24 protein-coding genes are annotated in these 24,382 nt (G+C 64.4%); 9 read left to right on the top strand and 15 right to left on the bottom strand.

Annotated features, from left to right (window positions below; all coding sequences use genetic code 11):
* The first annotated feature begins 2 nt into the window (after window positions 1-2).
* From fahA to C8D04_RS14875, 4 genes are all read left to right on the top strand, one after another.
* Window positions 3-1,346, top strand: a complete 1,344-nt coding sequence (fahA, locus tag C8D04_RS14890) for a fumarylacetoacetase (RefSeq protein ID WP_116005557.1) — start codon at window positions 3-5, stop codon at window positions 1,344-1,346.
* A gap of 87 nt (window positions 1,347-1,433) precedes the next feature.
* Window positions 1,434-2,750, top strand: coding sequence for a solute carrier family 23 protein (locus C8D04_RS14885; protein WP_116006211.1), 1,317 nt, complete (start codon window positions 1,434-1,436; stop codon window positions 2,748-2,750).
* Between the two features lie 92 nt (window positions 2,751-2,842).
* On the top strand, window positions 2,843-4,360 hold the full coding sequence (locus C8D04_RS14880) for an acetyl-CoA hydrolase/transferase family protein (protein WP_255415528.1): 1,518 nt from the start codon (window positions 2,843-2,845) through the stop codon (window positions 4,358-4,360).
* 87 nt (window positions 4,361-4,447) lie between these two features.
* Entirely contained in the window at window positions 4,448-4,870 is a 423-nt protein-coding gene (locus tag C8D04_RS14875; protein WP_116005555.1) for a hotdog fold thioesterase, read from the top strand.
* A gap of 64 nt (window positions 4,871-4,934) precedes the next feature.
* Here C8D04_RS14875 and C8D04_RS14870 read toward each other — a convergent pair whose 3' ends face one another.
* The 3 genes from C8D04_RS14870 to C8D04_RS14860 all read right to left on the bottom strand — a co-directional run bounded on the left by C8D04_RS14870 (window position 4,935) and on the right by C8D04_RS14860 (window position 7,758).
* The gene (locus tag C8D04_RS14870; protein ID WP_133243641.1) at window positions 4,935-5,369 is read right to left on the bottom strand and encodes a bacteriohemerythrin; all 435 of its coding nucleotides are present in this window, start codon (window positions 5,367-5,369) and stop codon (window positions 4,935-4,937) included.
* Between the two features lie 38 nt (window positions 5,370-5,407).
* Complete coding sequence (locus tag C8D04_RS14865) at window positions 5,408-6,988, bottom strand: methyl-accepting chemotaxis protein (RefSeq protein WP_279338427.1); 1,581 nt, start codon at window positions 6,986-6,988, stop codon at window positions 5,408-5,410.
* 203 nt (window positions 6,989-7,191) lie between these two features.
* On the bottom strand, window positions 7,192-7,758 hold the full coding sequence (locus C8D04_RS14860; RefSeq protein WP_116006210.1) for a cob(I)yrinic acid a,c-diamide adenosyltransferase: 567 nt from the start codon (window positions 7,756-7,758) through the stop codon (window positions 7,192-7,194).
* 184 nt (window positions 7,759-7,942) lie between these two features.
* On the opposite strand from C8D04_RS14860, the gene C8D04_RS14855 reads away from it, so the two are divergent.
* Together C8D04_RS14855 and C8D04_RS14850 are read left to right on the top strand one after the other, a co-directional pair.
* Window positions 7,943-8,320, top strand: a complete 378-nt coding sequence (locus tag C8D04_RS14855; RefSeq protein WP_116005552.1) for an EF-hand domain-containing protein — start codon at window positions 7,943-7,945, stop codon at window positions 8,318-8,320.
* 91 nt (window positions 8,321-8,411) lie between these two features.
* On the top strand, window positions 8,412-9,836 hold the full coding sequence (locus C8D04_RS14850; RefSeq protein WP_116005551.1) for an FAD-linked oxidase C-terminal domain-containing protein: 1,425 nt from the start codon (window positions 8,412-8,414) through the stop codon (window positions 9,834-9,836).
* Between the two features lie 86 nt (window positions 9,837-9,922).
* Here C8D04_RS14850 and C8D04_RS14845 read toward each other — a convergent pair whose 3' ends face one another.
* The gene (locus tag C8D04_RS14845; RefSeq protein ID WP_116005550.1) at window positions 9,923-11,173 is read right to left on the bottom strand and encodes an MFS transporter; all 1,251 of its coding nucleotides are present in this window, start codon (window positions 11,171-11,173) and stop codon (window positions 9,923-9,925) included.
* A 235-nt stretch (window positions 11,174-11,408) separates the two neighbouring features.
* On the opposite strand from C8D04_RS14845, the gene C8D04_RS14840 reads away from it, so the two are divergent.
* From C8D04_RS14840 to C8D04_RS14830, 3 genes are all read left to right on the top strand, one after another.
* Window positions 11,409-11,552 carry a DUF3149 domain-containing protein gene (locus C8D04_RS14840; RefSeq protein WP_116005549.1) on the top strand — a complete coding sequence of 48 codons (144 nt, stop codon included), beginning with the start codon at window positions 11,409-11,411 and terminating at the stop codon, window positions 11,550-11,552.
* Window positions 11,553-11,865: 313 nt separating this feature from the next.
* Window positions 11,866-12,456, top strand: a complete 591-nt coding sequence (locus C8D04_RS14835) for a hypothetical protein (RefSeq protein ID WP_116005548.1) — start codon at window positions 11,866-11,868, stop codon at window positions 12,454-12,456.
* Window positions 12,457-12,555: 99 nt separating this feature from the next.
* Entirely contained in the window at window positions 12,556-13,176 is a 621-nt protein-coding gene (locus C8D04_RS14830; RefSeq protein ID WP_116005547.1) for a flavin reductase family protein, read from the top strand.
* 39 nt (window positions 13,177-13,215) lie between these two features.
* Here C8D04_RS14830 and C8D04_RS14825 read toward each other — a convergent pair whose 3' ends face one another.
* The 11 genes from C8D04_RS14825 to mnmG all read right to left on the bottom strand — a co-directional run bounded on the left by C8D04_RS14825 (window position 13,216) and on the right by mnmG (window position 24,209).
* Window positions 13,216-14,208 carry an alpha/beta hydrolase gene (locus tag C8D04_RS14825; protein WP_116005546.1) on the bottom strand — a complete coding sequence of 331 codons (993 nt, stop codon included), beginning with the start codon at window positions 14,206-14,208 and terminating at the stop codon, window positions 13,216-13,218.
* A 12-nt stretch (window positions 14,209-14,220) separates the two neighbouring features.
* The gene (locus C8D04_RS14820) at window positions 14,221-15,189 is read right to left on the bottom strand and encodes a hypothetical protein (protein ID WP_116005545.1); all 969 of its coding nucleotides are present in this window, start codon (window positions 15,187-15,189) and stop codon (window positions 14,221-14,223) included.
* A 14-nt stretch (window positions 15,190-15,203) separates the two neighbouring features.
* A complete protein-coding gene (gene lpoB, locus C8D04_RS14815) occupies window positions 15,204-15,812 on the bottom strand; it encodes a penicillin-binding protein activator LpoB (protein WP_116006209.1) in 609 nt (202 codons plus the stop codon).
* Between the two features lie 25 nt (window positions 15,813-15,837).
* Window positions 15,838-16,233, bottom strand: coding sequence for a YcfL family protein (locus C8D04_RS14810; RefSeq protein ID WP_116005544.1), 396 nt, complete (start codon window positions 16,231-16,233; stop codon window positions 15,838-15,840).
* Between the two features lie 39 nt (window positions 16,234-16,272).
* A complete protein-coding gene (locus C8D04_RS14805) occupies window positions 16,273-17,784 on the bottom strand; it encodes a hypothetical protein (RefSeq protein WP_233521187.1) in 1,512 nt (503 codons plus the stop codon).
* A 318-nt stretch (window positions 17,785-18,102) separates the two neighbouring features.
* Complete coding sequence (locus tag C8D04_RS14800; protein WP_116005543.1) at window positions 18,103-18,873, bottom strand: class I SAM-dependent methyltransferase; 771 nt, start codon at window positions 18,871-18,873, stop codon at window positions 18,103-18,105.
* Between the two features lie 227 nt (window positions 18,874-19,100).
* Window positions 19,101-20,021, bottom strand: coding sequence for a ParB/RepB/Spo0J family partition protein (locus C8D04_RS14795; RefSeq protein ID WP_116005542.1), 921 nt, complete (start codon window positions 20,019-20,021; stop codon window positions 19,101-19,103).
* A 7-nt stretch (window positions 20,022-20,028) separates the two neighbouring features.
* Entirely contained in the window at window positions 20,029-20,568 is a 540-nt protein-coding gene (locus C8D04_RS14790; protein WP_116005541.1) for an alpha/beta hydrolase, read from the bottom strand.
* Window positions 20,569-20,613: 45 nt separating this feature from the next.
* Window positions 20,614-21,426 carry an AAA family ATPase gene (locus tag C8D04_RS14785; RefSeq protein WP_116005540.1) on the bottom strand — a complete coding sequence of 271 codons (813 nt, stop codon included), beginning with the start codon at window positions 21,424-21,426 and terminating at the stop codon, window positions 20,614-20,616.
* A 123-nt stretch (window positions 21,427-21,549) separates the two neighbouring features.
* Entirely contained in the window at window positions 21,550-22,233 is a 684-nt protein-coding gene (gene rsmG / locus C8D04_RS14780) for a 16S rRNA (guanine(527)-N(7))-methyltransferase RsmG (RefSeq protein WP_116005539.1), read from the bottom strand.
* On the bottom strand, window positions 22,230-24,209 hold the full coding sequence (gene mnmG / locus C8D04_RS14775; protein ID WP_116005538.1) for a tRNA uridine-5-carboxymethylaminomethyl(34) synthesis enzyme MnmG: 1,980 nt from the start codon (window positions 24,207-24,209) through the stop codon (window positions 22,230-22,232). Before mnmG ends, rsmG begins: the two co-directional genes overlap by 4 nt.
* Window positions 24,210-24,382: the final 173 nt, after the last annotated feature.

Genomic DNA, 24,382 nt, shown 5'->3' with positions numbered 1-24,382 from the left:
CCATGACCCGCCTCAACCACACCCATGACCCGGCTGCGCGCAGCTGGGTGGCATCGGCCAACCAGCCGGGCTGCGACTTTCCGATCCAGAACCTGCCGTTCGCCGTGTTCCGCCACCACAGCGGCGACGAACCCTGGCGGGGCGGCGTGGCCATTGGCGACCAGGTGATTGACCTGGCGCGCGTGGCGGTGGCGGGCTGCCTGGACGGCCTGGCCCACCAAGCCGCTCTGGCCGGTGCCCACCCGCAGCTCAACGAACTCATGGCCCTGGGCAGCGAGGCCTGGCAGGCGCTGCGCCATGGGCTGTTTGCGCTGCTGCAGGACGGCGCCGAGGGCGCAGCCGTGCAGGCGCTGCGCGGTTGCCTCACACCGCAGGTGGCGGTGGAATACACGCTGCCGGTGCGCGTGGCCAACTACACCGACTTCTACACCTCCATCCACCACGCACGCAATGTGGGCCAATTCATCCGGCCCGACGAGCCGCTCACACCCAACTTCCAGTGGCTGCCCATTGCCTACCACGGCAGGGCGTCGAGCGTGGTGGTCAGCGGCACAGCCTTCCACCGACCCTGGGGCCAGGCTTTGCCCCCGGGCGCCAGCGCGCCGGTGCATGGCCCCTGCGCTCGGCTGGACTACGAGCTGGAGATGGCCATTTACGTCGGCCCGGGCAATGCGCTGGGCGAGCCCGTGCCGCTGGCGCAGGCCGAGGAGCATATCTTTGGCATGGGGCTGCTCAACGACTGGTCGGCCCGTGACCACCAGTTCTGGGAAATGGCGCCGCTGGGGCCGTTTCTGGGTAAAAACTTCTGCACCAGTGTCTCGCCCTGGGTCGTGACCATGGAGGCGCTGGCGCCCTTTCGCGTACCCGCGGTCGAACGCCCCGCCACCGATCCGCAGCCCCTGCCCTACCTGGACGCCCCCGCAAACCGCGCGCACGGCGGAGTGGACGTGCAGCTCACGGTGGGCCTGGAGACGGCGCAGCACCGCCGCCAGGCGCTGCCCCCGACCGAACTCTCGCGCACCAGTTTTCGCCACCAGTACTGGACCGTGGCACAAATGCTGGCGCAGCACACCGTCGGCGGCTGCAACCTGCAAAGCGGCGACCTGCTGGGCACCGGCACCATCTCGGGCCCCACACCACAGGAAGCGGGCGCGCTGGTCGAGTTGAGCCGCGCGGGCGCGCAGCCCCTGGTGCTGGCGGAAACGGGCGAAGAACGTGCCTTTCTGGCCGACGGCGACACCGTGATCCTGCGCGGCTGGTGTGAAAAGCCCGGCACCGCGCGCATTGGCTTTGGCGAATGCCGGGGCACGGTGCTGCCAGCCCACGCCCCCACAACAGCGGGCTGAGGCCGCTGTTTCAACCGCCGTAGCCAGCCCCCGCCAAGGGCCTGTTTCGCGTAGCATCGCGGCCATCGTTACATGGAGGGAAGCAGCATGGGAATGTTTGACTGGCAGGAGAAAAGCGCCGATGTACTGGCGCAGGGCGGCGTCATCGGGCCACACGAGCGCCTGCCCTGGCCGCAGACCGGGGCCATGGGTGTGCAGCACGTGATTGCCATGTTTGGCTCCACGGTGCTGGCGCCCATCCTGATGGGCTTTGACCCCAACCTGGCCATCCTGATGAGCGGCATTGGCACGCTGATCTTCTTCCTGATCACCGGGGGCAAGGTGCCCAGCTACCTGGGGTCGAGCTTTGCTTTCATTGGCGTGGTGATTGCCGCCACTTCTTACGTCGGCAAGGGGCCGAACGCCAACATCGGGCTCGCGCTGGGCGGCATCATTGCCTGCGGGGCGGTGTACACCCTGGTCGGTTTCATCGTCCAGGCCATCGGTACGGGCTGGATCGAGCGCTTTATGCCGCCGGTGGTTACCGGTGCGGTGGTCGCGGTGATTGGCCTGAACCTGGCCGGTATTCCCGTCAAGAACATGGCAGCGAGCAACTTTGACAGCTGGATGCAGGTACTCACCTTCGTGAGCGTAGGCCTGGTGGCGGTACTGACCCGCGGCATGGTGCAGCGGCTGTTGATTCTGGTGGGTCTGGTGCTCGCCAGCATCGTCTACGCCGTGCTGGCCAATGGCATGGGCCTGGGCAAGCCGCTGGATCTCTCAGGCGTGGTCAATGCCCCCTGGGTGGGCATGCCCAGCTTTGCAGCGCCGGTGTTCAGCGCCAACGCCATGCTGCTCATCGTGCCGGTGGTCATCATCCTGGTGGCCGAAAACCTGGGCCATATCAAGGCCGTGACCGCCATGACGGGCCGCAACATCGACCAGTACATGGGCCGGGCCTTCATTGGCGACGGCATTGCCACCATGGTCAGCGGCGCCGCCGGTGGCACGGGCGTGACGACCTACGCCGAGAACATTGGCGTGATGGCTGCGACCAAAATCTACTCGACCGCCGTGTTTCTCGTGGCCGCGCTGATCGCCGTGCTGCTGGGCTTCAGCCCCAAATTTGGCGCCGTGATCCAGGCGATTCCGCTGCCGGTGATGGGCGGTGTCTCGATCGTGGTGTTTGGCCTGATTGCGGTGGCGGGCGCCAAGATCTGGGTGGACAACAAGGTCGATTTCTCGCAGAACAAGAACCTCATCGTGGCCGCCATCACGCTCATCCTGGGCACGGGCGACTTCACGCTCAAGTTCGGCCAGTTTGCGCTGGGCGGCATTGGCACCGCGACCTTTGGCGCCATCGTGCTCTACGCGCTGCTCAACCGCGATGGCGCATCTGCACCACATACAAAATCCGCCAACTAGGGAAAACCCTTTGTTTCGGCCTGGAGGCCGATAAAATCCCTCTTTCCATGCGCCCCCACCGGGCGCATGTTTTTTTGTCTGCCGGAGGCCGCATTTTGTTCGAAGACCGTGTTCTGTATCCCGAATTCCGCCGCCGCATGATGTCGGCCGATGAAGCGGCCACCCTGATCGCGCCAGGCGACCGCGTGGGTATGAGCGGCTTCACCGGCGCTGGCTACCCCAAGGCCGTGCCGGGTGCACTGGCGCAGCGCATGCAGGCGGCGCACGCACGCGGCGAAGACTTTCGCATCGGCCTATGGACGGGCGCATCGACAGCGCCCGAACTCGATGGCGTACTGGCCCAGGCACAGGGCATCAGCATGCGCATGCCCTACCAGTCCGACCCGAGTTGCCGCAAGCAGATCAACGCCGGCGAGATGCAGTACATGGACATCCATCTCTCGCATGTTGCGCCCTACGTGTGGTTTGGTTTTTTTGGCAAGCTTGACGTGGCCGTGGTCGAAGTGGCGGGCGTGTTGCCCGACGGACGGCTCATTCCCTCGTCCTCGGTGGGCAACAACAAAACCTGGCTGGACCAGGCCGACAAGATCATTCTCGAGGTGAACCAGTGGCAACCCGCTGCACTGGAAGGCATGCACGACATCTACTACGGTACCGACCGACCTCCAAACCGTGTGCCGATTCCGCTGCTGCACTCGGACGACCGCATTGGCGGGCCGTACCTGCAGGTCGACCCCAACAAGGTGGTGGCCGTGGTGTGCACCAACCACCCTGACCGCAACTCGGTCTTCAGCCCGCCGGACGAAACCTCGCAGCGCATTGCCGGCCACATCATCGATTTCCTGCAGCAAGAGGTGGCCCTGGGCCGTCTGCCGCAAGAGCTTCTGCCCCTGCAGTCGGGCGTGGGCAATATCGCCAATGCGGTGCTCGCGGGGCTGGACGCCGGGCCGTTCAAGCACCTCACCGCCTACACCGAGGTGCTGCAGGACGGCATGCTCGCCATGCTCAAAAGCGGTACGCTCGATTCAGCCTCGGCCACCGCGCTCTCGCTCAGCCCGGCGGCCATGCAGGATTTCCTGGCCGAGCTTGATTTCTACCGCCAGCGCATCGTGCTGCGCCCGCAGGAAATCAGCAACCACCCCGAGGTGATCCGCCGCCTGGGCCTGATTGCGATGAACGCCATGATCGAGGCCGATCTCTACGGTAACGTCAACTCCACCCACGTCATGGGCTCGGCCATCATGAACGGTATTGGCGGTTCGGGCGACTTTGCGCGCAACGCCTACCTCTCCATCTTCATGACGCCCTCGCTGGCCAAAGGCGGCAACATCTCCTGCATCGTGCCCATGGTCAGCCACGTCGACCACACCGAGCACGACGTGCAGATCCTGGTGACCGAGCAAGGCCTGGCCGACCTGCGGGGCAAGTCCCCCACACAGCGTGCCGAGCTCATCGTCGAGCGCTGCGCGCATCCCGATTACCGCCCGCAGCTGCGCGACTATCTGGCACGGGCCAAGGCCAATCCGGTGGGCCGTCACACGCCGCACCTGCTGGACGAAGCCCTGTCCTGGCACCAGCGCTACGTGGAAACAGGCAACATGCGCCGCTGACGCCCCGGCGACGCACCGACCCTGCGCCGCTCTGGTAATTTCCAGCATCCGGGCGCCCATGCGGTGCACCGCTCTACAAGGAAAACCATGTCGATCTGGAAAAAACCCATCACGCTCGCAGAGTGCACCCGCACCAGCGAGAACACCGCCGTCACCCACCTGGGCATTGAATTTGTCGAAGTCGGCGACGACTACCTTGTGGGCCGCGTTCCGGTCGATGAGCGCACACGCCAACCCTTCGGCCTGCTGCATGGTGGCGTCAGTGTGGTACTGGCCGAAACCCTGGGTTCGATCGGCGCCTTTTACGCCAGCCCTGAAGGCCACCGCGGCGTGGGCCTCGACATCAACGCCAACCACTTGCGCGCCGCCACCAGCGGCTGGGTGACGGGCACGGCACGCGCCGTGCACATCGGCCGCACGACACAGGTGTGGCAGATCGACATGGTGAACGATGCGGGTGAACTCACTTGTGTTTCGCGCATCACCATGGCGATTCTGGCGCCAAAATAAGGTTCATCCCCCTGTGCGGCTGTGCCGCTGGTCTTGGACGGCGTCCTAGCGATTGGGGTACGGTTCAGGCGCTTGCCCGGGGCGTCCGTGCCGCTTCGCGCTTCATCTTGCGCAAATGGACCGCGATGTCCTTGTCGTAGCGCCGGATGTGCAATGACAGCCAGTCGCGCAGCAAGGACGAGAGCCGGGGCGCCACGGTGATGCTGCCGGCCGCGTACTGGGCCTGCAGGGCACGCAGATCGGCCACGAAGCGTTCGTGTCCGGCCTTGTGCTCGGCCAAGCCCGGATAGTTCAGGGTCTCCATCCAGCGCTCCTCGCGCCGGATGTGCTCGATGGTGTCGCGCACCAGATCGTCCAGCAGCCGGGCCACGATCTCCTGGCCCCGGCCCTCGCTGGTGGCCGTGTGCAGCTCATTAACCTGCCGGACCAGCGTCTGGTGGTCCTGATCGACCGGTCCCTGGTCGATTTCCATGTCCTGTGCCCATTCAAAATAAGCCACTGCCTGTTCTCCGTTATCGGGTTTTCTGGTGGGTAGGCTCAGGCCGTTGTGGACTGGTAGGCCAGGGCGGGGGCGCCCTGCGGGCCCAGTTTGAACACGCTGATGGTGCGCACCAGGCCCTGCGCCTGGTGCTCCAGGGACTGCGCTGCCGCGGCCGCCTCTTCCACCAGAGCCGCGTTCGACTGCGTGACCTGGTCCATCTGGCCCATGGCCTGGTTGATCTGGTCAATGCCGGACGACTGATCCTGGGCGGCCAAGGTGATCTCGCCCATGATGTCGGTCACCCGGCGCACGCTGACCACGATTTCGTCCATGGTGCTGCCGGCGCGCTCGACCTGCTGGCAACCCGCAGTGACGTTGCTCAGCGAGGTTTCGATCAGGCCTTTGATCTCCTTGGCGGCGGAGGCCGAGCGGCCCGCCAGGCTGCGCACCTCGCTGGCCACCACGGCAAAACCACGGCCCTCCTCGCCTGCGCGCGCCGCCTCGACGGCGGCGTTGAGCGCCAAGATGTTGGTCTGGAAGGCGATGGAGTCGATCACGCCGATGATGTCGGCGATCTTGCGCGAGGAGGTGTTGATCTGCTCCATGGTCTGCACCACCTGCGAGACCACGGCGCCGCCCTGCACCGCCACCTGCGAGGCCGATTCGGCGATCTGGTTGGCGTGTTTGCCGTGCTGGTAGTTCTGTTTGACGGTATCGGCCAGCTCTTCCATCGAGGCGGCCGTCTGCTCCAGCGCACTGGCCTGCTCCTCGGTGCGCGACGACAGGTCGGTGTTGCCCGCAGCAATCTGGCTGGTAGCCGTTGCAATGGCCTCGGAGCCCCGGCTCACCTCGGAGACGATGCGCACCAGGCTGCCGTTCATGTAGCTCAGTGCCTGCAGCAGTTCGCCGGTCTCGTCGCGGCCCGTCACCTCGATCTGACTGCCCAGGTCTCCGGCGGCAACGCTTTGCGCCACGCTCACGGCACGGCGCAGCGGGCGGGTGATGGACACGGTGATGCCATACGCCAAGGCCGTACCCACCAGCAGGCCCGCAAGGCCCAGCACCAGCATGATGGTGCGGGCACTGCGGATGTCGGCCAACACTTGCGCCCCGTCGGTCTCGGCCAGCTTTTTCTGCAGCGCCGTGAGGCCATTGATGGGCTCCTGCAATGCATCGAGCGAGGGCAGGGTCTCGGTCTTGAGCAACTGGACAGCACCCTCGCGGTCGCCTGCATCGACCAGTTGTGCCACCCGGGTGAACGACTGTACATATTTGCCGCGCAGGTCCTTGAGCCGGGCGAGCAGAGCCTTGCCTTCGGACAGGTGCACCTTCTGCTCCAGCGTCGCCAGGGCGTCGTCAATGGCTTTCTTGTTAGCGGCAATGTCGGCCTTGATGACCTGGAGCTGGGCGTCGTCGGTCACCAGCACCAGCTCTGTGGTGCGGCGGGCGTTGGCCCGCGTGGTGACGTTAACGACGTTAGCCGCCTCGGCCTTGACCCAGTCCTCTTCGATGATGCGGGTATTGACCTGCGCCACCGAGCTAAAACGCAGCAAGCCGACCACCACAATGGCCAGCATCATCACGATGAGCAGCCCGAACGTCAGTCCCAGGCGCGTGCCAATCTTCAGATCACCCATCTTCATATGTCCCCCGGTTCGGATACAAATGCTTGCAAATCAAGCATTTTGCCCGTTTAGCGTGCGCCCGCGCTGGCAGCGCGTTTGTCGTACGGAACGTACGGGGTCAGTCGTTCGCTAAAAATCAAGGGGGAAAGCTTCGGCCCGATAAAGAAGTCGCCTGTAACTTCGTTTTTGTTTTTGATAACGAATCTGGCCTTGCGCTAGTCTTGTGCTGAGCGCGCCAGACGCTCGCTTTTCCAGTACACGTCGTCGCCGCCATCCATGCGGTTGAGCACGCGCGAAAGCACGAACATCAGGTCTGACAGGCGATTGAGGTAGTGGCGCGGCGCTTCGCGCACAGCCTCCTGGCTGCCCAGCGCCACGACGGCACGCTCGGCGCGGCGGGCCACGGTGCGGCACACATGGGCCTGCGCGGCGGCGCGGGTGCCGGCGGGCAAGATAAATTCCTGCAGGCGCGGCAGCGTGGCGTTGTGGACTTCGAGTGCCTGGTCCAGTTGCAGCACCGCTGCGTCTTTGAGCAACTCAAACCCGGGAATGGACAGTTCACCGCCCAGATTGAACAGCTGGTGCTGCACGTCAATGAGCAGCTCGCGCACCTCTTGCGGCAAAGGTTCGCACATCAGCAGGCCGATGTGCGAGTTCAGTTCATCCACATCGCCCATGGCCTGCACCCGCAGGTGGTGCTTGGGTACGCGCGTGTTATCGCCCAGGCCGGTGGTGCCATCGTCGCCCGTGCGCGTGGCGATCTGTGTGAGTCGTTTGCCCATGAAAACGTCCTTGCGTGCAATCAGGTCCGCATTGTCGCTGACCATCGAAACACCCTGGTATGAACACGCTCTTACACCGCGCGCACAAATGTTGGTGCAGGCAACAGCAGGCAAAAGTGCTAGCGCCGGGCGCCTTGCTGCAGTGCAATGAAGTCCTGATCAACTCTGGCAAAGGACGCCACCCATGAAACGAACCACATTTTTGAGCCCCCAATTTTTTGATACCCGCAGCGTGATGCTGATCACCGCGATGGCGCTGGGCGGCAGCGCATCGCTGCATGCCCAAACCAGCCCGTCACCCACCGCACCCGCACAAACCACGGGCCAAAGCCCCTTCACCACGGGCGCGATGCCCAAATCCCCTTCCGGCCACACCAGCCCTACGGCGGCCCCCTCCCCTGCCAGCGCCGCCTTTGACCGCGCCGATACCAACGGTGACGGCAAGCTCAGCGCCGAAGAAGCCAAAACACTGCCAGCCATTGGCAACCGCTTTGAGCAGCTCGACACCAACCACGACGGCGCTCTGTCACGCAACGAATTCGACGAAGGCGCCAAGCCCTGACGAAACCATGCGCACCCTGACACGCCGGTGACGGGCAGGGTGCAGCGCAGGGGGCCCGGTGGTATTCTTTTGAACGCACTGGAGACCACCGATGAATGCCCCCACACAAGCCTCTCACCTGCTTCCCACCATTGCCCTGCGGCCCGTGCCGCAGGCTTTTCTGGAGGCGCTGCAACAGCGCTTTGGCGCGCAATGCTCTACGGCGCTTTCTGTGCGCGAACAGCACGGGCGCGACGAAGGCTCACTGCAAGCCCCGCCCCCCTCGGCCGTGGTGTTTGCCGAAAATACGCAGGACGTGCAAGACGCCTTGCGCCTGGCCGATGAATACGCCGTACCCGTCATTCCCTATGCCGCAGGTTCTTCGCTCGAGGGCCACCTGCTGGCGGTGCAAGGCGGCATCAGCATCGATGTGAACCGCATGAACCGGGTACTTTCCATCAATGCCGAAGACCTGACCGTGACGGTGCAACCCGGCATCACGCGCAAGCAGCTCAACGACGCGATCAAGGACACAGGCCTGTTCTTCCCCATCGACCCCGGCGCCGACGCCAGCATTGGCGGCATGGCCGCCACGCGCGCCAGCGGCACCAACGCCGTGCGCTACGGCACCATGCGCGAGAACGTGCTGGCGCTGGAAGTGGTGACCGCCCTGGGCGAGGTGCTGCGCACCGGTACGCGCGCCAAGAAGAGCAGCGCTGGTTATGACCTCACGCGCCTGATCGTGGGCAGCGAAGGCACGCTGGGCGTCATCACGGAAGTGACCGTGCGCCTGTATCCGCTGCCCGAGGCGGTGTCGGCGGCAGTGTGTTCGTTCCCGAGCATCGAAGCGGCGGTGCACACCGTCATCCAGACCATCCAGCTGGGCGTGCCCATTGCGCGCTGTGAGCTCATCGACGCCCACTCGGTGCGCATGGTCAACCAGCACAGCAAACTGGGCTTGCGCGAAGAGCCCATGCTGCTGATGGAGTTTCACGGCTCCCCCGCCAGCGTGCAAGAGCAGGCCGAAACCGTGCAAGAGCTCGCCAAGGAACACGGCGGCAACGCCTTTGAGTGGGCCAGCACGCCCGAAGAGCGCACACGCCTGTGGGCTGCACGGCACAACGCCTACTTTGCGGCCGTGCAAAGCCGCCCGGGTTGCCGCGCCATTTCCACCGACACCTGCGTGCCCATCTCGCGCCTGGCCGACTGCCTGCTCGACTCCATTGCAGAGGCCGATGCCAGTGGCCTGCCCTATTTTCTGGTCGGCCATGTGGGCGACGGCAACTTCCACTTCGGCTACCTCATCGACCCGAACCGGCCCGAAGAACGCGAGCGCGCCGAGGCCCTGAACCACACCCTGGTCGCCCGCGCACTGTCCATGGGCGGTACCTGCACGGGCGAGCACGGCGTGGGCATCCACAAAATGGGCTTCCTGCGGGACGAGGCGGGCAGTGGCGCGGTGAACATGATGCGCGCCATCAAGCAAGCCCTGGACCCGAAGAACATCCTGAACCCGGGCAAGATTTTTACCCTGTAGGCATGCGCTTAATGCTATTTTTTATATAGCTGCAAGCGCTTGTATTTATTGCGTTACAGGCATTTTTGGCAAAATTTTGTGCGGTGTCACACGGCCCGCAGCCTGCGCGCCGCCACGCCCCCACCCACCAGTGCCGCCGACGCCACGCCCAGCGCCAGCGCCAGCGCTGAGCCGTAGAAGATGCCGCTGATCCAGCCCCGGTCGAGCAGCGCGCCAAACACCGGGGCGGCCAGTGCAAAGCCCAGGTCCAGGCCCGAATACACCGTGCCATACACGCGGCCTGTGGCGCCCGGCGGGGCGGCTTGCTTGATGAGCATGTCGCGCGAGGGGCCGGCCAGCCCGGTGCCCAGGCCCGCCAGCGATGTCACGGCCAGCACCGCCATGCCGGGCAGCACGCCACTGCCTGCCAGCACCAGCAGCGCGGCCGAGGCCATCAGACAGATGCCGATCACCCTCTCCAGCCGCTCCACGCGGCCCACCAGAAAGCCGCCCACCACCATGCCGGCGGCACCACACAGCATGTAGCCCGTCACCACCATGGCCGTGACGCTCAGCGGCAGGCCGTACATCTTTTGCAATGCAGGGCTGGCAAAGCTCTGGATGGCGCTCAGGGCACAGGTGCTCCAGAAGAAGAACGAGAAGCACATCCACACCGAGGGCAGGCGCAGAAATGCCATAGGGTGCTCGGCGGGCGCCGCGCTGCCGCCCTTGGCCTGGTGCGCCCAGCTGCCCTGGCGGTCGTCAATGGCCGCGCGCTGCCACAGCAGCAGCGCCAGCACGCAGGCGGCCAGCACCGCCGCCGCAAAGCAGGCCGTGCGCCAGGAGCCGGTGGCTGCGGCAATACCCGCCATGAAAACAGGTGCAGCCGCCCAGCCCAGGTTGCCGCTGATGCCGTGCACGGAGAAGCCATGACCCAGGCGCTGGGGCGATACGCGCTTGTTCAAAATGGTGAAATCCACCGGATGAAACGGCGCATTGCCCAGCCCGGCCAGGGCCGAGGCCAGCATCAGGCCGCCATAGCCCTGCGCCAGCCCGGCCGATACAGCCGCCAGGACAAAGCTGCACAGCGCCAAAAACAGCACGGGGCGCGCGCCCACACGGTCCACCACAAAACCGGCCAGCGCCTGCCCGACGCCCGAGACCACGAAAAACACCGACACCAGCAGGCCCAGCTCCGAGTAGCTCAGGCCAAACTCATCAATCAGCCAGGGAAACAGCGGCGGCAGCAGCAGGTGGAAAAAATGCGAGGTGCCATGCGCCAGACCAATGAGGCCGATGGTGTGTGCATCTTTGCGCAGGGGGACAGGGCCGAGCGTGCCCGCAGTAGTCGTGGTCATGGGACGGATCTTAGAACTTGTCCGCAAGCTTTTCCTGGTGGGGGTTGTGGGGCGCAGCATGCGGGCAGACCCGCAGCCGACTGGCGCGCGGGCGTTTTCTCGGGGCCAGGCCACGCTTATGCGCCAATAGCCCCACTCCAAGCAGGGCATACGTTGACTTGCGTCAACGTAAAAAGGCCTTCCGGCCCGCACAATAACCTTAAATAATTTGTGTATTTAACTGGGAGCGACTGCCATGAAAGCCTTGACCGACCTTTTCTCGACCGACTACGGGTTGATGAGCATCATCGGCATCGCCATGATGCTGGTGGGCATTCTGGCGTTTGCCGTAGTGATCCGCCGCAAGATGAATGAGCCACCCCAGGACCAGCGCGGCTGAAAATTCCTCTCTGCAGAGACACCCGCAGGGCGATCGGCCATGGGCACGGGGCGGCACCTGCGGCGCCCCCTGTGACTCCCTGAGGCGTTGGCTGGGCCCGGCGCAGCAAGCATCCTTTGCGCCCGACACCGCCTGAAACTACGGGTTTTGCCGAAAGCAAACGGCATGGTCTGGCGCAAAATGGGGCGCGCTTCCTTGGCCCGCTGCCTGCCCGTGGGCGCTCCTATCCAAGACTTGGAATGGAGACACGCGCATCGATACCGGCCCAATGCGGCCTCCGAAAAAACGCAAACCCGTTTTTGAAGGGCATGCCATGCAACAGCTGATCAACGACCTGCGTCTGTCGCGTAAATTCCTCTTGGTGGGTCGGCTGATCCTGGCCATGCTGGCCGTGCCCTTGGGACTGGTGCTTTCGACCGGCCTGGCGTCTTTGGCCCGGTCGGCGACCGCGCTCTCCGGCGTGGCCCCGGCCATCGCGGCCGCACAGGAAATTCAACTGATGCAGCTGCAGCGCGCCCAGTCGGCCAACCTGCTCTCGGGCAATGAAGACGCCCGCGCCCCACGCGAAGCGCTGCAGGCGCGCTCCACCGAGGCCATGCAGGCCCAGTTCAGTGCGACACAAACGTTTGGCAATGCGCCCACCGAGCAGCGGGTGCGCAAGAGCAGCAACAGCATTGCCACTGGCGCGAGCGAGGTGGCGACGGGTAGCCTTGACCTGCCTCAGCGCACCGAAGAACAGGCGAGCAACCTGGAGCAGCTCGACCAGGTCACGCAGCAAAATGCCGCGCTGGTGGAAGAATCGTCCGCCACCGCCGACAGCCTGGACCAGCACGCACGCCAGCTGGTGGCGGCCGTGGGCGTGTTTCAGCTCGGCGCAGACGCCGCACCGCTGGCGCTGCGTTGAGCCGAGGCTCTGCAGGGTTTCAGTGTTTTTGGCTTCTAGCGCTTATCCAGCAAGCGCCAACAGCTATATTTTGAGTAGCAAAAAAATCCAGACCCTACCATGAACACCGACACCCATTTCTATGAACCGCGCCTGGGCCACGGCCTGCCGCACGATCCTTTCAACGCCATCGTGGGGCCGCGCCCTATCGGCTGGATTTCCACCCGCGCACCCGACGGCAGCCTGAACCTGGCGCCCTACAGTTTTTTCAGTGCGTTCAACTACGTGCCTCCCATCATCGGCTTTGCCAGCATCGGGGCCAAGGACACACTGCGCAACATCGAAGCGACGGGTGAATTTGGCTGGAGCCTGGCGACGCACCCCCTGGCCGAGGCCATGAACCAGACCAGCGCCAGCGTGCCCCCAGAAACGGATGAATTTGCACTGGCCGGGCTGACCCCTGCGCCCTCGCGTCTGATCGGCGCGCCACGGGTGCAGGAGAGCCCCGTCAGCTTCGAATGCCGCTGCACCCAAATCGTGCAGTTGCAGCGCGCCGACGGCCAGACTGTACCCACCTGGCTGGTGCTGGGCGAGGTGGTGGCGGTGTATATCGACAAGGCTCTGCTGAAGGACGGCATTTACGACACGGCACAGGCGGCGCCCATTTTGCGGGCCGGTGGGCCTGCGGACTACTTCACGGTGGGGCCACAGCAGCGCTTTCGCATGCAGCGCCCGCGCTGACGCGGACAACCCTACATTACAGGCCACGAGCCCTTCCGTTCAGCGCTGCAACGGGGCGCACAACCCCAGAGCCGGTTGCCGCGCCCATTGCTCCAGCCAGGCCCATACCTGCTGCACGCCATCCCGCGTGGCGGTCTGCAGGCCGTGGTCTGTGCCGGGCAGGCTGCGGGCGCAGTACGGCGCCGCCCGCCCTTGGGCGCGCCGGGCAAAGGCCTGGTAGGCCTCTTGGGGCACCAAGGCATCGGCCTCGCCCCATACCTGCAGCAGCGGCCAGGGGCCGTTGCGCAGAGGCTCGGCCAGGCGCCAATGCCACAGGTCGCGCCAGTAGCGCAGGCTGCGGCCCTGGGCCACGGTGCTGCCCCGCGCAGGGCTGGCCTGCAAGCGGTCCAGGGCTTCCCATTCGGTCAGGGCGCCCAGGCGCTTTGCCTGCAGCGCGGCCGCTTCGTGCGGGTCCAGGCCACTGGCCGAGAGCAGCACCAGACCGGCCAGCCGCGGCACCTCGGGCGCCAGGGCGGGCAACAACTCGGCCCCTTCAGAAATACCCACCAAGACCGTGGGCAATACATCGCCGCCCGGCAAAGAGGCCTGCCAGGCCCGCACGGCGGTCTGTGCATCCGCCTGCCATGTGGACAGGGCATCGGACTGCACAAAGGACGCCGGACAATCACCCGGCGCGGTGCGCGCATGGGGGTGCACGCCACGCTTGTGCAACACCAGCACCTGGGCGTGCAGCAGCCCGGCAAAGTAACGGTCGGCCCAGGCCCCCATACCCGCACAGCCTGAGCCAGGCACCACGATGACGCGGTAGCGCAAGGGCAGCACCCGGGGTGCGCGTTCCAGGGCCAGCAAGGTGGCGCCCTGCGCTGCGGGAAGCGGGTGCACCTGGAATGCGGATGCCGATCCCTCGACCGCCTGGACGCTCTCCAACGTTGAAACCGCTGGCGGGCGGGCGCAGCCCCCCAACGCCAGCGCCGCGCCCAAGAAAAAGGCCAGCACCGGGCTGGCCTGGGAAGCTGCCTTAGGACAGGCCACGCCAGCCCGCCATCAGCGCAGGATGATGACCTGCTCTTGCGGCTGGGGCGCGGGCATGGGCTGCCCCGGATACGGCTGGCCACCGCCCGGCAGGGGCGGCGGCGCCGAGCGCACGCCGCGCGCGAGGTTGGCGTCGGTGTAGCCCAGTTGCCCGGCCAACTGCTGGTACACGTCGTTCGCCAGGCTGATCGAGGTTTCCTTCATGACCTTGGAGCGATTGGGCGGCGCAATGTCGCCCCGGTTCGACAGGATCTTGGTGTCATTGCCCGCGCCCTGTGCCGAAAACGCTGCCTTGATTTCATACGTTTTGGTGTTGATCAGCGAAAAGTCGGCCAGCAGTTGCAGGCCGTACTGGCGCGTCGCGCTGGTCGTGCCCTGCAAGGGCGAGAGCGCATCGGTGAACTCGATGCTGGAGACCACGCCGAACAGCACGTAGTCTGCGCCCTTGAACTCGCCCTTCTTGATACGGGCAATCACGTCGGTCACATCATTCTGGCGCACCGGCTTGGCCATCTTGCCGCCCTGCACCTGGTTGAGGACCTGCTCTGCCTTGGAGTTTTGCGGCGCACCCGCGTCAAAACCCTTGCCCTGCACCAGCTTGAAGTAAGTGCCTTGCAGGATGGCGCCCTTGATGTCGTTGGTGTAGCCCCCCAGTTCGCGCATCTCGATGTAGCTGTAGCGCCCGGCCACGTAGGTACCGCTGGCCTGCTCGGAGGCCTGCATGGAACCCTGGCTGTGGTGCGAGCCCGAGCCGCTGTAAGGCCCATTGCTGTAGCCACCGCCGCTGCTGCCCTGCGCGCTCATCTGGCTGCTGCGCTGATACTGGCCCGCCATGAAATACTCGGACACGCGCTGGGCGTAAGCCAGATCGGTGACCGCAATGCGGGGGGCCGCGTTCTGGGCCTGGGCCGCGCTGCCCCAGGCCAGGGCCGTAGCGGCCAGGACGGCCAGGGCCGCGTTCAAAGTGGTTTTGCGTTGCATGGTGGGCTCCTGGCTCAGCGTGTGCTGGTTTTGCGGATTTCTTTTTCGTCCTGCCATTCGATGGTGCCTTCTTCCACGTCAAACAGCTTGAGCGTGAACTTGTAGTACACATCCTTGGTCGAGGCACTTTGCTTGACGATGCTGGTCAGCTCCCCTTCCATGCTGTATTTGGCGGCCGTCATGTTGCCGATTTTTGCGGTGCTGTTCTGCTTGTACAGACCGCTCTGGTTCTGGCGCTGCAGCTCGTCCACGCCCGACTGCATTTCCTTGATGGAGCGCACAAAACGCACCTTGCCTGACTTGACCAGCGCGGTCTGGATGGAGTTCATCACATTGGTCGTGTCGATGTACTCGCTGGTCTTGTTCTTCACCGTGGAGATGGTGACCGTGGGACGGCCCTGGAAGATGCCGGTCTCCAGCAGGCTGCCGGTCATCTTCTCGGCAATCATCTGCAGATCGGACGAGCCGAACTCGTTGGTCACCAGCTCCACGCCCTTGGCGTCGCCGTAGTTGACCTGGCGGTCAAAGCGGATCACGGGAGACGAGAGGTTCTGGCAACCAGCCAGCAGCAGCGTGGCTGCCGCCAGACCCCAGGCGAGGGGGCGTTGGAAAGTCTTTTTCATGGTTTTCTCCTGCAAGGCGCTGCGCTCAGCGCGTTTCTACGTTCATCTCAATCCGGAAATCGGTGGCTGCGCCGCCGGGCGCCACGCTCTTGATGGTCTGCTGGCCCAGACCCAGCACGCCCAGCTGCTTCCACGACTCACCGTCGCCCACCTGGTTGCCCACGTTGTCCAGCCACTTGAAGCGGTAGAACACGGTGCGGTCGCTGCGGCCCATGTTGGCCAGGTCGGCCTGAACCACCAGCACGTCGTTCTTGCGCACGATGCGGATCTCGCGCACAGCGATGTTGTTGGCTTCGCCACGCAGCGCAACCTTGGAGGCCACCGCAACCGGTGTGGCCGGGTCGTGCTGCTGGGCCTGTGCGCCACCGGCCAGCGTCAGAATGGCCGTGCACAAGGCGGCCAGGGTCATGCGGGGGGTCATGCGGTGTTCCTTTCGAGGAGTTGCTGTCAATTCAATGCCTTACTGGGCCGCAGGAGCGGCGACCGGGCGTGGGGTACGGGCTGGACGGCGTGCACGCACCGGTTTTTCCGGCTTTGCGGCTTCCACCACGGCAGGTTTTTGCGGTGCGGGCGCTGCGGCCTGCGCGGCCAGTTGGCCGATGCTGGCCACCTGGCCGGTCAGCACGCTGTTGTGGTAAATACGCAATGGCACCAAGGCGTACTGGCCATCGATCTGGATGGGCTGGTCGATCAGACGGCCATTGATGCTGATGCGGTGCTCACCGGGCGGCAGGTAGCCGCGGGCCACGTACACGCGGCCGGGCAGCATGCGCCACATGCGGTCGTCCGCCTGTTCGGTCGCCACGGAGGCGGCAGCGCCGATGAGGCCACCGATCAGGCCGCCGCGTTTTTGCAGTTCGTTCTGCAGCACGCCCTTGGCAATGGCGCGGGTGACGCCACGAAACACCATACCCGGCATTTCGTCCTTCAGGGCGCGGCGTGCCATGACGTTCACGTCCACGACTTTTTCCAGCTTGAAGTCGTAACCGGCCACCGAGAGCTGGCTCAGCAAGGGGTCATTCGAGGGCTCGATCACCGGGTAGGACAGGCTGGCAGTTACCAGACCACTGCCCGTGGGCACAGGCAGCGTAAAGGCCTTGGGTTTGCGCGCCGGGGCATCGCCCGCTTCAACCAGGAAGAGCACGTCGGTCATGCGCTGGCGGCGCTTCCAAGTGAAGCTGGTGCGGCTGTCCAGGCCGCGCAGGCCTTCTTCGAGCACGCCGGTTTCGGGCTTGAGTTCAATCGCCTTGCGGTAGCCGGGTGCGGCCAGGCCCGATTCGCCCAGCACTTCGTACAGGAAGCCCGCCAGGTAGTGCGACAGGGCGTTGGAGTAGCCATTCTTGAGCGCCAGCACCTCGGGGTCGTTCAGCGTCTCGACGGGATAGCCGTTGATCTCCTTGCTGCCGGAAGCGGCTCCCTTGGACTTGGCTTCTTCTTCGGCTGCCAGGGTTTCCTTGGCACGGAACTCGGCAATGATGGCTTCGCGCTCGTGGGTGCGCTTGATGTCCACGCGGGCGTTTTCAAAATCGCCCACCGCCAGGCGGTTGAGCGCCAGGCGCGTGGTCAGCCAGACTTTTTCATAATCCTGGCCTTCATACGCCTTCAGGCGCTCGCTGATCAGCGCAGCGCCCACGGTGCCCATGAGCTTGCTGGGATTGGTCTGGGCGGTTTCTTCCCACTCTTTGACCTTGGTGTCGGCCAGCATGAAGGCGCCCGTGCTGTCTTCGTAGCGGCGGTCCATGCGCAGCAGCTCGCCGCGTTCCATGTTGTAAAGCAGCGCCGCCTTCTCGTCGGCTGTAGTGGCCGAGGCCTCCAGCCGCGCCAGCGCGGCGGGGATGCCATTGGTCTGGCCTGCGGTTTGCATCTCGGAAGCCAACTTGTCGTGGCTTTGCATGTTGGCGCAGCCGGTCAGGGCGATGCCCAGAACGAGTGCGCCCCACAGTCGGGCGTGCGGCAATGGCCAGAATTTCATGGATGTCCTTGCAGTGAATTGAATGGGTCGACCAGGAAAGGCCCGGCCACCCCACCACCACTGCGGTCAGGCCGCAGCGCCGAGGATGCACAGGCAAGGGCGGCCGCATCGACGCTCGCGCCCCCTCTGGCGCGCCTTGACTGCGCAAACGGCATAGCCCCCGGCTGCTGGTATCTGGTTCTTGGTGTTTCAGCAGCCAGCAGGGAATGTAGCAAATGCAACCCTTTATTTCTGCCTGTATCCAGACCATTTTGTGTAAGAAGCTGTCTGCAGCTTCTCCAAAAGCAGGCGCCACGACCAGGACAAGAACGCACTTGATCAGCCATGCGCCACCTCCGCCGTTCGTCGCGTACTCGCGCACAAAGGCATGCGGTAAATCCAGACCACCCGGTTGCCCGGCAAGCGCAGCTGCGCTTGCGGCAGTACGCCGGGCACGGCAAATTCCAGGCTCACCAGCCAGGTGCCTGGCGCCATTTCGGCCTGTGCCTTGGCGGCGGCACGGGCCATGCTTTCCGGGCGTTGGAAAAGATACACCAGTTGGTAGGCACTCCAGTCGGTACGCCACATGTCGCCCCGGCGCACCTGGGCCCAGGGGCAACGCAAGGCGCACAGAAAGCGCAGCGGCCAACTCCATTCCACTCCTTCCAGCCGGGCTTGGGGGTAGGCGCTGCGCAAAGCACGCAGTCCATCGCCCAGGCCGCAACCAGCATCGAGCACGCGCGCGCCCGGTGCCAGCGGCACCTGGGCGGCCAGACTTTGCAAGGCGTTGGGTGGCGTGGGAAACAGGGGCGCATCGCGCCAGGTATTGAGCGGATAAACCAACGCCAACAATACGAGCGGCACCAGCCAGGCCCAGGCGGGCACCGCCGCGCCGCCCGCCAGGGCCAGTGCCAGCGGAAACCCGGCGGCGATCAACCCGCGCCGCCACCAGTTGCTGCCCAGCACGCTCGCTGCTGTAGCCAGAGTGCAGGCCAGCAACAAAGCCAGTACAGACGTCGTAACACGCTGCAGCCCCAGAAACAGCAACCAGGCACTGCCCCAGGCCAGCAGCGCGGGCAAAGGCCAGGGAGGACGCCGCAGCCAGGCCATGGATTCAACGCCCAGCGATGGTGTGCTGGCACAGTGCCAGCAACAAACAAGAGAAGGGGCGGTAAAAAGGGGTCATGCCGGCTCCGATACAAGCAACCCGGGCAGCGGGCGCTGCATGCGCCGCCTCTCCCGTGTCCACGTACCAGTGTAGGCCGACCGCGGTGCTTTTCATACCACGCGCACGCCCGCAGCGCAGCGTGGCGTGCGCTATGTCACACCACGGGAATTCAATGACCGCGCAGCCTGTCGATCAGGCCGTTGAGAGCCTCGAGCGAACCGAACTGGATCGCCAGCTCACCCATGTCTTCCATGCGCCCTGCCCGCTTCACGCGCTTTTTCACGCGCACTTCCACGTCGGCCATGAGCAGGTCAGACAACTCTTCTTCCACACGCTTGAGGTCGCGGGATTTTTCCTTTTTGGGCTTTTGCGGCACCAGGCTGAAATCGGCGCCAATGCGCTTGACCAGGGCCTCGGCCTCGCGCACCGAGAGCTTCTTGGCCGCGATCTGGCTGCCCGCCGTGATCTGCGCCGCACGGTCGAGCGACAGCAGCGCACGCGCATGGCCCATGTCGATGTCGCCGGCCATCAGCATGGTCTGCACCGGTTCGGCCAGGTTGAGCAGGCGCAGCAGATTGCTGGCTGCGCTGCGCGAGCGGCCCACGGCCTGGGCCGCCAGTTCGTGCGTCAGGCCAAACTCTTTCACCAGCCGCTGCAGGCCCTGGGCTTCTTCGAGCGGATTGAGGTCTTCGCGCTGGATGTTCTCGATGAGCGCCATGGCGGCGGCAGCCTCGTTGGGCACGTCGCGCACCAGCACGGGCACGCTGGCCAGCCCCGCCAGCCGCGCCGCACGGAAACGCCGCTCGCCCGCGATGATTTCATACTTGCCCGCGCTCTCGCCCTCGGCCAGGCGGCGCACCAGAATCGGCTGCATGATGCCCTGGGCCTTGATGGATTCGGCCAGCTCGTACAGAGCGCCCTCGTCCATGCGTGTGCGCGGCTGGTACATGCCAGGCACCATATCGTCCAGGCGCAGGCTGCTGGGCAGGCCTGCATCGGCGGCCTGCGCCTGCTCCACCGCTTCGGCCACCTTGGGGCCTAGCAATGCTTCGAGTCCACGGCCGAGGCCTTTGGGTTTTTTGGTCACCATGGTGGATTCAGTCTTTCAACAAGGAGTGCAACAGTGTCTGGCCTTCAGGCCAGACACCGAGGTTCGATTCGGCATTAATGTGGCCGCGCGCCCCCAGATCGATGAAGCGCGCACCCCAACCATTGGCAAACGCCTGCGCCCGCTCGAAGCGGCAATAGGGATCATTGCGGCTCCCCACCAGCACGCACGGGAAAGGCAGGCGCTGGCGGGCAATGGGCGCCCAGCCGGGCAGGTACCCGGCCACGTCGGGCTGCTCGACATCGCCCGGCGCCACCAGCAAGGCGCCACGGACCTTGGCGGTGTGCTGCGAGTGTGCCGCCCACCACGCGGTCAGAATGCAGCCCAGGCTGTGTGCCACCAGCACCACGGGGCCGTCGGCATCGACCACCACCTCGTCCAGCCGCGCTGTCCAGTCACCACGCAGCGGGCGCATCCAGTCGTGCTGCTCGACGCGCTGGTAGCCGTGTAACGTTTCCCAGTGGCTTTGCCAATGCCCCGGCCCGGAATTCTGCCACCCGGGCAGCAGCAGGATGTTGGAAGATGCCATGTACGATTGTGTACTATTGTTTTGATAGCTGCCTACGCTTGACCATCAAGCGCCAGAAGCCAATTTCGCTTCAATTTTTGCGGGAGCGGGCATGCGCTGAACGCGGTCGACCATTTCCTGGGCGAATTCCACGAAGGCCTGGCTGCCCTTGGCCGCAGGGTCGAACACGACACCAGGCAAGCCGTAGCTGGGTGCCTCGGCCAGGCGCACGTTGCGCGGGATCACCGTGTGGAACACCTTGTCGCCAAAATGGTCCTTGAGCTGTTCGCTCACCTGCTGCTGCAGCGTGATGCGCGGGTCGAACATGACGCGCAGCAGGCCAATGATCTGCAGATCGGCATTGAGGTTGGCATGCACCTGTTTGATGGTGTTGACGAGATCGGTCAGGCCTTCGAGCGCAAAATATTCGCACTGCATGGGAACGACCACGCCATGCGCCGAACACAGACCATTGAGCGTGAGCATCGAGAGTGACGGCGGACAGTCGATGAGCACGAAATCGTAGTCACCATCGACCTGGGCCAGTGCGGTCTTGAGTCGCTTTTCGCGGCGCTCCAGTTCTACCAGCTCCACCTCGGCACCGGCCAATTCACGATTGGCGCCCAGCACCCAGTAACCGCATTTTTCTGCCAACACAGCCGCCTCTTGCACTGAGGAAGATTCGAGCAGCACGTCGTACACCGTGAGCTCCAGGCTGCGTTTGTCCACGCCCGATCCCATGGTGGCATTGCCCTGGGGGTCCAGATCGACCATCAGCACGCGCTGGCCAATCTTGGCCAGCCCCGCCGCCAAATTGACGGTGGTAGTGGTTTTGCCGACACCACCCTTCTGATTTGCAACGCAAAAAATCTTGGCCATAGGATGCTTTACTTGGAAAAGGCCAGCGTGATGCCAAAGCCGATGAAGAACACGCCTGCGAATTTTTCCCGCACGCGGACAATGACGGGGTTGGCACACACGGGCACCACCAATCACCCGAGTTTACGCGACCGCCCCACCCCGCCCATCTTGCGCTGCCGGGCGCATCCAGACAATGCAGCGCTCGGCGCCCAAGCCCGGCACCGCGAGTTGTTCCACGTGAAACACCTGCACATCAGCGGGCAACGCCGCCAGTTCGTCCTCCGGGTGCTTGCCCTTCATCGCCAGCCACACGCCGTGCGGTGCCAGCGCCTCGCGGGACCAATGGGTGAAATCTGCCAATGCCGCAAAGGCCCGGCAACTCACCACATCAAAAGGTGTGGCAAGCGACTCCACCCGGGCATGCACACCGTGCAGGTTGGACAGGCGCAACTGCACCGCCACTTGCTGGATGAAGGCAGCCTTCTTGCCCACCGTATCCACACAACTCACATCCACCCCAGGGCAGCAGATCGCAAAAACGACACCAGGCAAGCCGCCGCCAGAGCCCACATCCAGCAGGCGCACCGGCACTGCCAGGCCCGCCTGCGCCACATGCCGCTGCAACGGCAGCACAGCGGCCAGGCTATCGAGCAGGTGGTGCGTCAACATCTCCTCGGGGTCGCGCACGGCGGTCAGGTTGTAAACCTTGTTCCACTTTTGCAGTAAGGCCCAAAAATCCATCAGGTGTGCAATTTGCGCAGCGTCCAGCTCCAACCCCAGGGACTGGACGCCCGCCTCCAGGCGCTCCTGCAGTGCCGCACTCATGCCGCAACCTCGCCATCGACCGGACCAGTGCGCGTCAAAGCAAAATCTTTAAAGCCACCCTTCTTCAGATGCACCATCAACAAGGAGATGGCCGCTGGCGTAATGCCCGTAATGCGCGAAGCCATGCCCAGGGTTTCAGGCCGGTGACGGCTGAGCACCTGGCGCGCCTCGATGCTCAGGGCCGTCACCTGCATATAGTCCAGATCGGGCGGGAGGCGCAGTTTTTCAAAGTGCGTTGCACGCTCCACCTCCCCCTTCTGCCGGTCGATATAGCCCGCATACTTTGCAGCGATCTCCACCTGCTCCACTACAGCCTCGCTGAGTACACCCAGTGTTTCACGTGAAACATCGGGCGAAACATACTTGCCGTCATCCAGCGACATCAGATTGGCGTAGTCCACATCGGGCCTGCGCAGCAACTCGAACAGGTTGTACTCATGCTCGATGCTTTTGCCCAGCACCCGCTCAGACTCTGCCGCAGGCAAGTTGCGCGGATTCACCCAGGTTGCCTTGAGGCGCTCCGTTTCACGTGAAACAGCATCGCGCTTTCGGCTAAAAACATCCCAGCGCGCATCGTCCACCAGCCCCATACGCCGCCCTGCTTCGGTGAGGCGCATGTCGGCGTTGTCTTCACGCAGTTGCAGGCGGAACTCTGCCCGACTGGTAAACATGCGGTAGGGCTCGGTCACGCCCTTGGTAATGAGGTCGTCCACCAACACGCCCAGATAGGCCTCATCACGCCCCGGCAGCCAGGCCGCCTCGCCCCGGCATTGCAGTGCAGCATTGGTACCGGCAAACAAACCCTGGGCCGCAGCCTCTTCATAGCCTGTGGTTCCATTGATCTGCCCGGCAAAGAACAACCCCTGGATCTGGCGCGTCTCAAAACTGCTCTTGAGTGCGCGCGGGTCAAAATAATCGTATTCGATGGCATAACCGGGCCGCAGGATGTGCGCATTCTCCAGCCCTTGCATGCTGCGCACCAAGTCGTACTGGATATCGAAGGGCAGGCTGGTGCTGATGCCGTTGGGGTAGAACTCGTGCGTCGTCAGACCTTCGGGCTCCAGGAAAATCTGGTGGCTCTCCTTGTCGGCAAAGCGGTTGATCTTGTCTTCCACGCTCGGGCAGTAGCGCGGTCCCACGCCTTCGATCTTGCCGGTAAACATGGGGCTGCGGTCAAAGCCGCTGCGGATGATGTCGTGCGTGCGCGCATTGGTGTGCGTAATCCAGCACGGCACCTGCCGGGGGTGCATGGCTGCATTCCCCATGAAGCTGAACACGGGCACATGCCCTTCGTTGATGCCGCCGAGCATACCGTCACCGGGCTGCTCCTCGCATTTCGAAAAATCGATGCTGCGCCCATCGATGCGCGGTGGCGTGCCGGTTTTCAGGCGCGCCTGCGGCAACTGCAACTCTTTGAGGCGGCTCGAAAGACTCACTGCAGGGGGGTCACCCGCGCGGCCTGCGGCATAGTTGTTCAGGCCTACGTGGATCTTGCCGTCCAAAAAAGTGCCTGCCGTGAGCACCACCGTGCGGCTGCGAAACTGGATACCCACCTGCGTGACGGCGCCCACCACCCGGTCACCCTCCACCATCAGATCGTCCACCGCCTGTTGGAACAACCACAGGTTCGGCTGGTTCTCCAGCATGCGCCGGATGGCAGCCTTGTACAGAATGCGATCGGCCTGTGCCCGCGTGGCGCGCACTGCAGGGCCTTTGCTGCTGTTCAAAATCCGAAACTGGATCCCCGCCTCATCCGTGGCCAGCGCCATGGCACCACCCAGCGCGTCCACTTCCTTCACGAGATGGCCCTTGCCGATACCCCCGATGGACGGATTGCAACTCATCTGCCCCAGTGTCTCGATGTTGTGCGTGAGCAGTAGCGTGCGGCGGCCCATGCGCGCGGCAGCCAGCGCCGCTTCGGTGCCTGCATGGCCTCCGCCGACAACGATGACATCAAATTCCTGGGGGTACAACATGCAAGGCTCCGGGGCCCACGGGCCCGATAGTCAACAAACAACCGCCCGAGAACTTTTCGAAGGCGGATACCGCGCCCACACAGGAGCAGACGCAGGGGCGTAATTTTCCCACCTTTGCGCATGCACTGTGGTGCCGATGTTTTTGCGTGGAGATGGCGCCGCAGTGTTCCACG

Source organism: Simplicispira sp. 125, from assembly GCF_003096555.1.
GTDB lineage: Bacteria > Pseudomonadota > Gammaproteobacteria > Burkholderiales > Burkholderiaceae_C > Simplicispira.
Note: the sequence above shows the minus strand (reverse complement) of the source record. Positions and strands in the feature narration are given on the sequence as shown.

Excerpts from the sequence above, each read along its gene's own strand:
- C8D04_RS14820 (WP_116005545.1), bottom strand. The coding sequence starts at position 15,189 with ATGCAACGCAAAACCACTTTGAACGCGGCCCTGGCCGTCCTGGCCGCT.
- C8D04_RS14850 (WP_116005551.1), top strand. The coding sequence starts at position 8,412 with ATGAATGCCCCCACACAAGCCTCTCACCTGCTTCCCACCATTGCCCTG.
- mnmG (WP_116005538.1), bottom strand. The coding sequence starts at position 24,209 with ATGTTGTACCCCCAGGAATTTGATGTCATCGTTGTCGGCGGAGGCCAT.
- fahA (WP_116005557.1), top strand. The coding sequence starts at position 3 with ATGACCCGCCTCAACCACACCCATGACCCGGCTGCGCGCAGCTGGGTG.
- C8D04_RS14885 (WP_116006211.1), top strand. The coding sequence starts at position 1,434 with ATGGGAATGTTTGACTGGCAGGAGAAAAGCGCCGATGTACTGGCGCAG.
- C8D04_RS14795 (WP_116005542.1), bottom strand. The coding sequence starts at position 20,021 with ATGGTGACCAAAAAACCCAAAGGCCTCGGCCGTGGACTCGAAGCATTG.
- C8D04_RS14800 (WP_116005543.1), bottom strand. The coding sequence starts at position 18,873 with ATGGCCTGGCTGCGGCGTCCTCCCTGGCCTTTGCCCGCGCTGCTGGCC.
- C8D04_RS14860 (WP_116006210.1), bottom strand. The coding sequence starts at position 7,758 with ATGGGCAAACGACTCACACAGATCGCCACGCGCACGGGCGACGATGGC.
- C8D04_RS14810 (WP_116005544.1), bottom strand. The coding sequence starts at position 16,233 with ATGACCCCCCGCATGACCCTGGCCGCCTTGTGCACGGCCATTCTGACG.
- C8D04_RS14875 (WP_116005555.1), top strand. The coding sequence starts at position 4,448 with ATGTCGATCTGGAAAAAACCCATCACGCTCGCAGAGTGCACCCGCACC.
- C8D04_RS14835 (WP_116005548.1), top strand. The coding sequence starts at position 11,866 with ATGCAACAGCTGATCAACGACCTGCGTCTGTCGCGTAAATTCCTCTTG.
- C8D04_RS14830 (WP_116005547.1), top strand. The coding sequence starts at position 12,556 with ATGAACACCGACACCCATTTCTATGAACCGCGCCTGGGCCACGGCCTG.
- lpoB (WP_116006209.1), bottom strand. The coding sequence starts at position 15,812 with ATGAAAAAGACTTTCCAACGCCCCCTCGCCTGGGGTCTGGCGGCAGCC.
- C8D04_RS14790 (WP_116005541.1), bottom strand. The coding sequence starts at position 20,568 with ATGGCATCTTCCAACATCCTGCTGCTGCCCGGGTGGCAGAATTCCGGG.
- C8D04_RS14805 (WP_233521187.1), bottom strand. The coding sequence starts at position 17,784 with ATGAAATTCTGGCCATTGCCGCACGCCCGACTGTGGGGCGCACTCGTT.
- rsmG (WP_116005539.1), bottom strand. The coding sequence starts at position 22,233 with ATGAGTGCGGCACTGCAGGAGCGCCTGGAGGCGGGCGTCCAGTCCCTG.
- C8D04_RS14865 (WP_279338427.1), bottom strand. The coding sequence starts at position 6,988 with ATGGGTGATCTGAAGATTGGCACGCGCCTGGGACTGACGTTCGGGCTG.
- C8D04_RS14785 (WP_116005540.1), bottom strand. The coding sequence starts at position 21,426 with ATGGCCAAGATTTTTTGCGTTGCAAATCAGAAGGGTGGTGTCGGCAAA.
- C8D04_RS14840 (WP_116005549.1), top strand. The coding sequence starts at position 11,409 with ATGAAAGCCTTGACCGACCTTTTCTCGACCGACTACGGGTTGATGAGC.
- C8D04_RS14845 (WP_116005550.1), bottom strand. The coding sequence starts at position 11,173 with ATGACCACGACTACTGCGGGCACGCTCGGCCCTGTCCCCCTGCGCAAA.
- C8D04_RS14855 (WP_116005552.1), top strand. The coding sequence starts at position 7,943 with ATGAAACGAACCACATTTTTGAGCCCCCAATTTTTTGATACCCGCAGC.